The sequence below is a fragment of the Bacillus sp. 3a genome (genome assembly GCF_017161885.1).
Lineage (GTDB): Bacteria > Bacillota > Bacilli > Bacillales > Bacillaceae > Bacillus > Bacillus safensis.
Genome location: NZ_CP067376.1, coordinates 2,398,310 through 2,410,198, shown reverse-complemented (window position 1 = coordinate 2,410,198; position 11,889 = coordinate 2,398,310). Strand labels below are relative to the sequence as shown.

The window sequence follows — 11,889 nt, the reverse complement described above, 5'->3', positions numbered from 1 at the left end:
CATGGCACAACAAGAACGATTTCATGATTTACCATTAGAAGAAGTAATCGGCGACCGCTTTGGCCGCTATAGTAAATATATTATCCAAGACCGTGCGCTTCCAGATGCACGTGATGGACTAAAACCTGTACAACGAAGAATTTTATATGCGATGTATGCAGAAGGAAATACGCAGGATAAAAACTTCCGTAAAGCCGCTAAAACAGTCGGTAACGTGATTGGTAACTATCACCCGCACGGAGACTCATCTGTTTATGAAGCGATGGTAAGAATGAGTCAGGAGTGGAAAGTACGAAATGTACTGATTGAGATGCATGGGAATAACGGGAGTATCGATGGTGATCCGCCTGCTGCCATGCGATATACGGAAGCAAGGCTGTCTGCTATTGCTTCAGAGCTTTTAAAGGACTTAGACAAGGAAACGGTCGAATTTGTCGCAAACTTTGATGATACAAGCAAAGAGCCCGTTGTATTACCAGCGATGTTCCCAAACCTCCTCGTGAATGGATCAACAGGGATTTCAGCTGGGTATGCCACAGATATCCCGCCGCATCACTTGGGAGAAGTCATTGATGGCGTTATTAAACGAATCGAACAGCCGCATTGTACGGTTGAGGATTTAATGACGGTCATCAAAGGGCCAGATTTCCCAACAGGCGGTATCATTCAAGGTGTAGACGGTATTAAGAAGGCGTATGAAACAGGAAAAGGAAAGATTATGATTCGAGGCAAAGCGGAGATTGAAACCATCCGCGGCGGACGCCAGCAAATCGTGATCACAGAAATTCCTTACGAAGTGAATAAAGCCAATCTTGTCAAAAAGATGGACGAGTTCCGAATTGAAAGAAAAGTAGAAGGCATTTCAGAGGTCCGAGATGAAACAGACCGTACTGGGCTTCGAATCGTAGTAGAGCTGAAAAAAGAAGCAGATGCAAATGGTGTGCTGAATTTCTTATATAAAAACTCAGATCTGCAAATCCCATATAACTTTAATATGGTAGCGATACATAATCGAAGACCGACATTAATGACGCTCACCACTGTACTAGATGCATATATTGCCCATCAAAAAGAAGTGGTGACGAACCGCTCAGCGTACGAGCTTCGAAAAGCGAAGGAACGCCACCATATTGTCGACGGCTTAATTAAGGCACTTTCCATCTTAGATGAAGTTATTGCCACCATCCGCTCCTCTAATGATAAGCGTGATGCAAAGAACAACTTGATGGCGAAATATGACTTTACAGAAGCACAATCAGAAGCGATTGTTTCACTCCAGTTATATCGTTTAACGAATACAGATATTACGCAATTAAGAGACGAAGCAAGAGAGCTAGATGTGCGCATAGCAGAGCTTGAAGACATTTTAGCGAACGAGAAAAAGCTGCTGAAGGTCATTACAAACAGCCTGAAAAAGCTCAAAAAGACATATGCTGATGAGAGAAGATCCGTTATTGAGGAAAAAATCGAAGAAATTAAGATTAACCTTGAAGTGATGATCGCATCAGAGGATGTATACGTCACAGTCACGAAGGATGGTTACATCAAACGGACAAGCCAGCGCTCCTATGCTGCCTCTAACGGTAAGGACTTTGGCATGAAGGATACTGACCGTTTGATTCATCAGTTTGAAATGAATACAACGGATGTTCTTCTGCTGTTTACGAATAAAGGAAGCTACATTTATTGTCCTGTTCACCAGCTGCCAGATATACGCTGGAAAGACATGGGGCAGCATATTACGAATATCATTTCGATTGATCGCGAGGAATCAATTCAAAAAGCCATTCCAATAAAAGAATTTGATGAAACATCATATCTGTTATTCTTTACGAAAGGCGGAATGGTGAAGAAAACAGAGCTTCTTCAATATAAAGCGCAGCGTTATTCGAAACCGCTTGTTGCCTTAAACCTAAAAGGTGACGATGAACTCGTTGATGTTCATGTCACAACAGGACAGCAGGAATTGTTTATTGCAACGAAAAATGGTTACGGTTTGTGGTTTGATGAAGAAGAAGTAAGTGTTGTTGGACCGAGAGCGGCCGGTGTCAAAGGAATCAACTTGAAGGAAGGGGACGAGGTAGTCTCTGGTCAGATCATTGATCCGAAAAACGATGTCCTTGTGCTCACGACACAAAGAGGGGCTGTAAAGCGAATGAACCTCTCTGAATTTGATAAAACATCAAGAGCGAAACGCGGAGTTCTTATGCTGAGAGAATTAAAGAAAAACCCGCACCGTATTGTGGCTGTGATCGCTGCAGCGCTGCACGATACACTTGAGATAGATACAGAAAAGGGTACAACGATTCCACTTGATATTTCTACTTTAAGAGCAAATGACCGCTATAGCAATGGATCATTTATTATAGATGAGGAAGAGCAGGGAGAAGTGACTCATGTCCTTCTGACACCTGAACCTGCACCAGATGACAATAAATAAGCAAACGAAAACCCCCCCTGCGACTGGCAGGGGGGTTCTTTTATATACGGGTCATTTAGCTCTCGTGGTTGCCAAACATGCTTGTAATGGCGTGCACTACTTCAATTCCTTGGTAGACGAAAAGAGAAAGTGAAGTGACAGAGAAAAGACCTAGAATGAAAATTCTTAAGAAAAATAACATCGTGTAAAACCTCCCAATTTTTGTTTTGATTTAGATGGTTGGGTTAAACACGAGCTTGTCGGAAATAAGAAGATTGATAGAACACTGCAAGTAAATGCTTCTTTTTCCGGTCAAATCGATCAGTATGAGTGATGCGTGCAAATCCAGCTGTCATACTGCCAATAATCAGCAGTGCTGTAAATGCGGCAAATACTGCGTTCACATGTTTTTGTTTCTTTTCATCGCCCATTGTCTGGACGATTTTCATTTCATGTGATTCTTGATCGGCAACCACCTTAGCATGATGGTATACCTGAACGGAATGAGGCATTGAGAACAAATGAAAACTTGCAAGTGCTATGCATAAAACACCTAATTTTAATAGCATATTTTTTTTCATTTTTCTCACCCCTTCCTGGTTATTTTCATGATCTTACCACGTTTTCAGTTATTTGAAAAGTCTTATTTTTTTACTTTCCCTCATTAAAAAAGCGATAAACATCACGACATCTATAGGACTGTTTCACTTCATGAAAGGTTTCAATTTTATTTTTTAAATTTAAAAAAAGTGCCATGATCAAGGATCAGACACTTTTAGTCGCTTGTAATGAATGTGGTTTTGCTACAGCTTTAGTAAAGATTCCTGCAATACATATGGCAATTAGAACAAAGATAAAGGCATGAAGCAGTCCAACTTGATTGGCAAGCAGTCCTAAAATAGGAGGACCGGAAAGGGAGGCTGTGTAACCAGATAAGGTCACAATACTAACGCGTTTGACAGCGTACCGGCTATCATCGCCTGCTGCAGAAATAGTTAGCGGAAAGCCTAAAGATGCGCCAAGTCCCCATAAAAAGATTGATATCATACATACAACAAGTGAAATCTTCAAAATGACTAAGAATAGGCCGGCAGCTGCTGATAAAATCGCAACTCTTAGCAATAATACTCTGCCAAAGCGATCGATCAAACGTCCGCTGATCAGTCTGCCGCTAATCATGCCGCACAAAAACAAAGCATAGATGACCGTACTCATGGAATGTGAAACTTGGTAGCCATCCACCATTGCAAGTGGAATCCAATCATTGGCCGAGCCTTCGACAAACGCAAGACATAAGGCGATCATCGCAAGAGATATCGTTCGTTTGTTCAGCCATGCCGTTTGAGTAGACTCAACTGTATCGGTCTGCTTCTCATGCTGATCCTTTCCTGTCCCATGCGGGATAAACCGTGTACAAATCAATATACTGAGGAAGAATAGAAGGGCGATAGCGAGAAGGTGTATCAATACAGAGATGCCTAGATGGATAAAAAGAATACCAGCACCTGCTCCAATTAAAGTCCCAATGCTAAAGGAAGCGTGCAATATAGGCAGAATGGTTTTCTTGATGCTGTACTCAATCTCTGTTCCTTCTAAGTTCATCGCCACATTGCACATGCCAGAGCCTGCTCCAAAAAGAAAAAGACCAGAGGTGACGACAAAGATAGAAGAGAGCGTTGAACCAATGGCAAGAGTAGTAAATCCAAGGAACATCAAAAAAGCACTGATCACAATCGCCAATCGGCCGCCTTTTTTGCGGACGAATACATTTGAAAGAACAAGCCCAACAATTGAACCAACGGATAAACCGAGTAAAATAAGTCCCATTGTTCCTGTGTTTGCTTGTAATAAATCTCTCACTTCCGGTGTCCGTGAAAACCATGTAGAAATGGAGATCCCAGACATCGTAAAGATCACAATAATTGCTTTATACCACTTTAATTCCATCTAATCCCTCACAATTAAAGATATATGTTATTGAACAAATCTACTCGATTATAAATGAGACTTGCTGATTCGTAAATAACTTGCTGGAGGAACAAGGTCAATTCTAGTCAAAAGAAATCATTCCTTCCCAATTGTTATGATGAGAAGGTAAAATAAACATAAAGGGGGCGGTAGGATGTAATCATATCGCATTGGTATAAATAGAAGGGAGGAGGAGATCAACATGAAAAGTGAAAAGGAAAAAATGATCCAAGGAGAACATTATGTATCTAGTGACCAAACACTGATCGCAGATCGTGAAAGAGCGAGACAATTGACATACGCATATCAGCAAACCAATCAGCAAGAAAAAAGAACATCCATTTTAAAGGAATTATTAGGCGCTTGCGGAAATGATGTCGTTTTTGAAGGAAGACTGCAGTGCGATTACGGATACAATATCGAGATTGGTGAGCATTTTTTTGCAAATTTTGATGCAGTGTTATTAGACGTGTGCAAAATTACCATTGGACATCACTGTTTATTAGGTCCGAATGTACATATTTATACGGCTGGACACCCGCTTGACCCGATAGAACGTGCAAAGGGCATTGAATTCGGCAAACCAGTCACCATTGGAAACCATGTATGGATTGGCGGCGGTGCTATTATTAATCCAGGTGTCACAATTGGCGACAATGCTGTCATTGCATCTGGTGCCGTTGTGACAAAAAATGTTCCAGCAAATGTGGTGGTTGGTGGAAATCCTGCGAAAATCATTAAATATCTTGATGAATCAAAATCTCGCGAATAACGTTGGATTTTGATTTTTTCTATTTTGTCTCAATAAGATAAGTATACTTAATTTTGAGACAAGGGAATTTCAATGGTTGTTTAACTTCCTAGAATATATATTATGTAAACTAGGAAATGAGAATACATATTTGAGTGTCGATATTTAATTTCACAACCTCTACCACTTTCTCAATAAATTAAATCAGTCGTAAAGGTTGTGCCTTTCCATATTGGCTGCTACAGTAAATTAAATACTTTGGGATATTTCGTTTAAAAATACTTTCCTCTTTTCATCTGTTGTTAAGTTAACTCTCGAAAAATGAATCCATTTGGTGTCTTCGTTTTTAATTTCCAAGTCAGCAAGAGTTCTGTTAATAAAAACGCTTTGAATCGCATTCCCACCTTCAGATTCTATATAATCCTTATCTGTTGTAGATGTTGAGATCACGGTTGTTTTTTTAATATTTGTCAATAAACCTTTTAAAGCCCCAGTGTTTTTATCTTCCAAGAATGCGAAACCTCTTAACATGACTTTATCAATAAATCCTTTTAAAATTGCAGGTAAATCCCACCACCAGACAGGAAATATAAATATTAATTCAGTTGACTGACTTAATTTCTTTTGATAATCCTTAACTAATTGATCAGGCGTTTCTCCTTTATGAAAATACTTCAATTCCTCAGCTGAAAAAACGGGATTAAACCCATCTTTATATAAATCGATCACTTGAAATGGTTCTCTCTTTGTTTCTAGATTTTCTGTAATGGAAGTCAAAATGGCATGATTATAGCTTCCATCCCAAGGATGTGCATAGACAATTGTTTTCATGATTCATTCACCCTTTTTTGTTATTTTCATCATATTTTGATGTACATTCATTTTATTGTATGCTATAACGTACTACAAGTACGGTAATTAAAGTGCGATACTAACCTAAAGGAGAGTGTGAAATGACCAAAGAATCCTTTACAGCTCATGTTGATCTAAAAGAAACTGGATTTGGGTACACTTTATCATTAATTGGTGGGAAATATAAGATGACGGTACTGTATGCTTTATATGCAAACAATGCGCCTATTCGCTATAATCAGTTGAAACGAATGCTTGGGGCAATCTCTTTTAAAACATTAACCAATACACTAAAAGAGCTTGAAGCAGATCAGTTAATTAATCGTAAAGAATATCCTCAAGTGCCTCCAAAAGTAGAATATAGTTTATCGGAAAAGGGATTATCATTGATCCCTGTATTAGATGCGATTTGCTATTGGGGTGAAGAACAAATGAAAAAATAGTTAGACGTTGAGTGAAATTGTACTTTTAGGCAAAAGGGTGTACATTCAGTCAAAAAAAGAGCATCTCTCTTGAGATACTCTAAGAACATTGATAAATCTCATGGAATATTAAGTTGTCTTTCTCTTATTTTTTGTTTGAGTTATGCTGCAAATAAACAACATGAGTTTGTAAAAATTCTTCTAACCCATGTTTACCATCTGCTCCGCCAATTCCAGATTTCTTACGACCTGCGTGGAATCCTTGAAAAAAATAGAGATTCCAAATGGAAACTCTATTTTTTATATCAACCAACCTTACACAATGAAATAAAAAGCTTTTAAAGGTCCATGCACACCTACGACCAAATTCATTTCGATATCTGCAGAATTACTTGGTCCAGAAATAAAGTGAATACAAGAAGCAACAGCTTCTCCCTTTTCCACACGTTGGTTTAGGTCAGAAACAGCCTGTGTAATACGTGCCACAATCGTTTCACGCGGGATAATCGTGACATAGACAGTCGGCAAAAAGTGAAGTGCCCGCCCTTGTCCCTCATGAGTTTTTACAACAATTGTTCCTGACTCGGCAAGTGCATAGTCACTGAATGTAATACCAATATTGGCTTTTTCGGCGAGTGAATGATTCGCTTCACGTCCTCTTTTTGAATCCCATACATGTACCTCTATATTTTCTTCCGGCCATTCTTTTTCAAGTAAATCTGTTAAGCCATATTCTTTGAAACGTGAATCTTGGGCTGTCATTACAGGCCCCCCGCCATGTTCAGCAACAATTTTCTTTAAAGCTTCAGCTAAGTGATCTTTTGTTGTTTCAAAAACAGTGGTATGAATTTTGCTGCAGTGCTCTGTGAACGTAGCGATTAACTCCTTTTCTGTATAACCTTTCATTACATTCCAATTTACGTTATTCTTCCACTCTGGTCGGACAACACCACTTATTCGTCTTTCCCGTCCCAGTTGTTTAGCCACATGATTTAAAAAAACTTCCTGATTTTGAGCTGTTCCTCTCATTACTTTTCACCACCTTTTTTATGATTGTCAAACCAGTCTCGAAAACGTTCTTTACTTGGAGCTGGGAATTCTCGAATTTCAGTCCAATTTTTTAATGGGCCAATTCCTTTGGAGACTCGATCTCCTGATACAATGGGCTTCATAGCTGTAGGTGCCATTTTTGTACCTAGTTTGTATAGAGCAGCAGATGATGCTCCCATTCCAAACATTTTCATCGCTAGTTTCTCACCGAGAGGAGCACGTCCTTCTTTTTCAACAATTACTTGACGATGTTTTAAAAGTAGTTCGTGTAGCGGAATTTTAACTGGACAAGCATCAGTACATGCTGCACAAAGAGTTGATGCATATGGCAGTTCTTTATAATCGTCATATCCACCTAATAGTGGACTTAATACTGCACCAATTGGCCCCGGATAGATAGAGCCATAAGAATGTCCTCCGACATGACGATATACTGGACATACATTAATACATGCCGCACAACGGATGCATTGTAATACTTGTTGGAACTCAGACCCTAAGATTTCAGAACGGCCGTTATCAACGACAACAAGGTGAAATTCTTCTGGACCATCTGCCTCTTCTTCATATTTAGGCCCTACTGTTGTAATGTAACTTGTTAGCTTTTGCCCTACTGCACTTCTGCAAAGCAATCCAACGAGTACATCCAGCTCCTCCATTGTTGGTACAAGACGTTCCATTCCCATTACAGCGATTTGCGTTTTTGGAATAGCAGTTACAAGATCCGCATTTCCTTCATTGGTTACTAAACAAATTGATCCTGTATTTGCAACGGCAAAGTTGCAACCGGTGACACCGATTTCTGCTTCAAGAAATTTTTCGCGCAGGATTTTACGAACAAATTTTGTCATCTCGTAAGGATCCTCCGACTTTCCATAACCTAGTTTTTCTTGAAATACATCACGAATTTGTTCTTTTTTCATATGAAGAGCTGGCGCTACGATGTGGGAAGGTGGTTCATGATCATCAATTTGCAAAATGTATTCGCCAAGGTCACTTTCTACCACTTCACAACCTATGTCTTCTAAAGTTTTATTCATTTCGATTTCTTCGGTTACCATTGATTTGGATTTCACGACTTTCTTGGCTTGTTTTTTTTCTGCAACTTCCTTCATGTATTGAGCGGCGTCTTCTTTTGTTTTCGCAAAAAAGACATGTCCCCCGCGTTTTGTAACATTTTCACTTAATTGCATTAAGTAATAATCTAAATTCTCCAGCGTGTGTTGACGGATTTGCTCCCCTAAATCGCGCCATTCTTCCCAGTTCCCAAGCTCTTCACTAGCTGCCAAACGACGTGTATACAGGCGTTCTTGAGCTGTAGACACAGCTTCACGCATCGTAGAATCTTGGATTCCTTTATCAATACGTTCATTAAATTTTTTATCACTAATTTTCATGCTCATGTCGTGTTCCCCCCTTGAATTAACGGCTATTTAATACCTCTGCAATATGCAGTACCTGCGCTGATTTTCCTAAACGTTCTATTCGTCCTCCGATATTCATTAAACATCCACAATCTGCACTAATTAAATAGTCCGCACCTGTCTGTTCAACACTTTCTACTTTTTCGTCTACCATTTGTTCAGATATTGGCATCATTTTCACAGAAAAAGTTCCACCAAATCCACAGCAATTTTGGGCGTTGGGAAGATGCTCAACTTCTAATTCTTTTACATTAGAAAGCAGCGTAAAAGGTGCTTCCTTCACACCTAGCAAACGTGTCATATGACAAGATGTATGATAGGTCGCTTTCCCTTTTAAACGTGCCCCTACATCTGTAACCTTTAAAACCTCTACGATAAATTGAGTTAGTTCATACGTTTTCTCAGCAAGACGCCTTGCTCGCTCCTCCCATTGAACATCTCCTTTGAATATATGTGGATATTCGTGGAACATCGCTGCACAAGAACCAGAGGGAGTTACTATATACTCTGCATCTTCAAAGGTTTGGATCATATTTTTCGCTGCTTGCTTGGCTTCGGCAACATAGCCACTATTATAGGCGGGCTGGCCACAACATACTTGTGATGTAGGAAAGGATACTTCACAACCAAGGTGTTCAAGTATCTCAACTGTTGCCTTACCGACATTCGGCTGGAAAGTATCAATTAAACATGTAATAAATAAGCTCACTTTCAATTTTAAAACCTCCTCTTAACGAATATTTAGATTTACCTGGTCGGCTGATGACTGAAAAGTAAAAGCAGGCCCCTTCTCTCATAAGTATTTTATTGTGTATTCTCCATGTGAGATGAATATGATTCCCTTCAATTAGCACGCGTAGAGTGGAAAAAACATTGAGTTGTAACCTATTCATCTAAAAAGGAATCCTTGTAATATAAACAGGGGAATTGATCTATTAGACCCTTCCCCTGACTGTATCTCTTTGTAAATTTACTAGTTAGTCTTTCATGATTTTTTAGGCTAAAACAGGGTTTCTTTTTGTTAATACATCTTGCTCATATTGTTTCACTTCTTCCAGCCATGTTTCTTTTAAAGGCACGCCCATTTTTTCACAATAGTAATCCCAGATTGCACCGAAAGGATACGTTTTGAATTCCTCTATTAATGCTAATCTTTCTGTAAAGTTTCCATCTTCCTGTAACTCTTTTAAATGTTCATTTGGTACTAACATTTTAATAAATAATGAAAATAGTCAGGAACCATTAGAAAAGATTTTGCATTTTCTAAAATCTCCGGATGATTTTGTTTGATTGAATAAAGTTGATAAATCGTATTAAATTTTTGAAATTGAATTCCTGTCTCTAGATACAGACGTTCCTTCATGAATGTTTTAAAAACCTCATCCATCATCCCGTCTGTTCTCGAATCGCGATAGGCAACAAAATCTGTTAAAGGTTTGTTCCATTCATCTAGTAAAACAAAGTCTACAGCCCATGTATCAACACCGATACTTTCTGGAGATAATCCCATTTCACTACATTGATGAATTCCCTTTTTTATTTCTTCAAATAATCGATCAAGCTCCCAGCAAAACTGGCCATTTTTTTGGACCATTTTATTCTCGAAACGGTGGATTTCTTTTAGATTTAAACGTTCATCTTCAAGATGACCCGCTATTAATCTTCCACTAGAAGCACCAATATCAACTGCTAAACAACATTTCTTCATTTTAATCACCCTTTGCATGAAAGCGTTCGCTTATGTCTTTATATTAAGTCAGCTAAAAGGAGAAAATAATGTCTAAAATGATTTATTTATTGTCCTTATTTGCAATTGTTTAAAATAAAAAAGAACATTTAGCAGCATCTTATCTTTTTGCTAAGTGTTCTCTGAATTGCTTTGGGGTCTGATGATATTTGTTTTTAAAAATCCGATAGAAATAACTTACATTATCATATCCAACTTGATCTATAACAGAGGCAATTGGCATATCTGTACTTTCCAGTAACTCTTTCGCTTTATTTAAACGTTTTTCTTGAAGTAATTCTTTAAATGTAAAGCTGGTAGCTTTTTTAATCTCTTTACTTAAAGCATAAGCGGGCTGGCTTAATTTTGTGGCTAATTCATTCAGTGATGCACTCTGGAAATGTTCATCAATATACTTTAATGATTCAACAATTAAATAATGTTGTACAGGATTGTCCTCTGTATGTTCGGCCTTATCAGCGTGTTTAATTAACTCCACCATTAAAAGACCCATATACAATTTAATGGTGGATTCAGACATAAAAGCAGGAGACATAATTTCAATCATCATTTTTTTTTAATTCTTGAATGCTTTCTACTTCTGAAACTTTAAAGTAAAGGAATTGTCCATTTTGAGTACTGTTATATAAACTGTTAATTAAGAAATTACTAATTCTATTTTCAGTCGTTAAAAACGAAAAGATAAAATCAAAAAAATGAGGTAAAATGATAAAATTAATAATAATGTCTTCTTCTGCACAAGCTTGAGTTTCATGCTCAATATGCTGGTTTAAAAATAACAGCTCCCCTTGTTGCAAATTTATTCTTTGATTCCCTACTTTTTGGTTATACTCTCCATTGTAAACATAATTAATCTCAATGTAGTCGTGTTTATGTTTAGGAAAATCCACAAAGCGTGTATGTTTTCGAACCGTAATCATACTCTCTTGATTGAGAAATTTTTGACTTTCTATAATAAAATTAGACTGATTGGTATAAATGTCTTTATTTATCTCTCTTCTGTTTTGTAGAATCAGTTCCTCTTCATCTGTTATCTTTAATAATTGATTCAGAAGATCATGTTGCATAGGTTTCTCCTTTGTTTATAATCTTACTTTATTGTTTATTAGACTTCTTCAACCAAAGCCCACATACCTTCTTTCTTTTATAGAGTCTAACTCCATGCTTTTAAAAAAAAGACTATCTAAAGTAGTCTCTTTATTATTTCCCAAGCTCATAGGTTTGTACAAAAGTGCTTTCTGCAAGAATGGCTTTCA

Annotated in this window: 13 protein-coding genes and 1 pseudogene; 3 read left to right on the top strand and 11 right to left on the bottom strand. The window is 38.0% G+C overall.

Annotated elements, in window-relative coordinates; genetic code table 11:
- The first annotated feature begins 1 nt into the window (after position 1).
- Positions 2 to 2,440, top strand: coding sequence for a DNA topoisomerase IV subunit A (gene parC, locus JJ692_RS12245; RefSeq protein WP_073205734.1), 2,439 nt, complete (start codon positions 2 to 4; stop codon positions 2,438 to 2,440).
- Between the two features lie 55 nt (positions 2,441 to 2,495).
- Here parC and JJ692_RS19165 read toward each other — a convergent pair whose 3' ends face one another.
- From JJ692_RS19165 to JJ692_RS12235, 3 genes are all read right to left on the bottom strand, one after another.
- Positions 2,496 to 2,621, bottom strand: a complete 126-nt coding sequence (locus JJ692_RS19165; protein ID WP_254966705.1) for a hypothetical protein — start codon at positions 2,619 to 2,621, stop codon at positions 2,496 to 2,498.
- Positions 2,622 to 2,664: 43 nt separating this feature from the next.
- The gene (locus tag JJ692_RS12240) at positions 2,665 to 3,000 is read right to left on the bottom strand and encodes a hypothetical protein (protein WP_024425150.1); all 336 of its coding nucleotides are present in this window, start codon (positions 2,998 to 3,000) and stop codon (positions 2,665 to 2,667) included.
- A gap of 184 nt (positions 3,001 to 3,184) precedes the next feature.
- Entirely contained in the window at positions 3,185 to 4,366 is a 1,182-nt protein-coding gene (locus JJ692_RS12235) for an MFS transporter (RefSeq protein WP_073205737.1), read from the bottom strand.
- Positions 4,367 to 4,589: 223 nt separating this feature from the next.
- Between JJ692_RS12235 and JJ692_RS12230 the strand changes: the two genes are divergently transcribed.
- Positions 4,590 to 5,159: a sugar O-acetyltransferase gene (locus tag JJ692_RS12230; RefSeq protein WP_206533825.1), complete on the top strand. Its 570-nt coding sequence runs from the start codon at positions 4,590 to 4,592 to the stop codon at positions 5,157 to 5,159.
- 228 nt (positions 5,160 to 5,387) lie between these two features.
- Here the strand turns inward: JJ692_RS12230 and JJ692_RS12225 are convergent, their stop codons facing one another.
- Positions 5,388 to 5,969, bottom strand: a complete 582-nt coding sequence (locus JJ692_RS12225; RefSeq protein ID WP_206533824.1) for an NAD(P)H-dependent oxidoreductase — start codon at positions 5,967 to 5,969, stop codon at positions 5,388 to 5,390.
- 122 nt (positions 5,970 to 6,091) lie between these two features.
- On the opposite strand from JJ692_RS12225, the gene JJ692_RS12220 reads away from it, so the two are divergent.
- Entirely contained in the window at positions 6,092 to 6,433 is a 342-nt protein-coding gene (locus JJ692_RS12220; protein ID WP_056766608.1) for a winged helix-turn-helix transcriptional regulator, read from the top strand.
- A 294-nt stretch (positions 6,434 to 6,727) separates the two neighbouring features.
- Here JJ692_RS12220 and JJ692_RS12215 read toward each other — a convergent pair whose 3' ends face one another.
- The 7 genes and pseudogenes from JJ692_RS12215 to JJ692_RS18985 all read right to left on the bottom strand — a co-directional run bounded on the left by JJ692_RS12215 (position 6,728) and on the right by JJ692_RS18985 (position 11,700).
- Entirely contained in the window at positions 6,728 to 7,441 is a 714-nt protein-coding gene (locus JJ692_RS12215; RefSeq protein WP_073205744.1) for a LutC/YkgG family protein, read from the bottom strand.
- Positions 7,441 to 8,865 (bottom strand): LutB/LldF family L-lactate oxidation iron-sulfur protein, encoded by a 1,425-nt coding sequence (locus tag JJ692_RS12210; protein WP_044335345.1) that lies wholly within the window; start codon positions 8,863 to 8,865, stop codon positions 7,441 to 7,443. The genes JJ692_RS12215 and JJ692_RS12210 overlap by 1 nt, the downstream gene beginning before the upstream one ends.
- Positions 8,866 to 8,884: 19 nt before the next feature.
- Positions 8,885 to 9,601 carry a (Fe-S)-binding protein gene (locus JJ692_RS12205; protein WP_073205748.1) on the bottom strand — a complete coding sequence of 239 codons (717 nt, stop codon included), beginning with the start codon at positions 9,599 to 9,601 and terminating at the stop codon, positions 8,885 to 8,887.
- A 280-nt stretch (positions 9,602 to 9,881) separates the two neighbouring features.
- Positions 9,882 to 10,112, bottom strand: a pseudogene (locus JJ692_RS12200) (L-rhamnose isomerase); the annotation flags it as partial.
- On the bottom strand, positions 10,091 to 10,594 hold the full coding sequence (locus JJ692_RS12195) for an FGGY family carbohydrate kinase (RefSeq protein ID WP_346986669.1): 504 nt from the start codon (positions 10,592 to 10,594) through the stop codon (positions 10,091 to 10,093). The pseudogene JJ692_RS12200 and the gene JJ692_RS12195, both read right to left, overlap by 22 nt.
- 139 nt (positions 10,595 to 10,733) lie before the next feature.
- Positions 10,734 to 11,183, bottom strand: a complete 450-nt coding sequence (locus tag JJ692_RS18990; RefSeq protein ID WP_241257960.1) for a helix-turn-helix domain-containing protein — start codon at positions 11,181 to 11,183, stop codon at positions 10,734 to 10,736.
- Complete coding sequence (locus tag JJ692_RS18985; protein ID WP_241257959.1) at positions 11,173 to 11,700, bottom strand: AraC family ligand binding domain-containing protein; 528 nt, start codon at positions 11,698 to 11,700, stop codon at positions 11,173 to 11,175. Before JJ692_RS18985 ends, JJ692_RS18990 begins: the two co-directional genes overlap by 11 nt.
- Positions 11,701 to 11,889 lie beyond the last annotated feature (189 nt).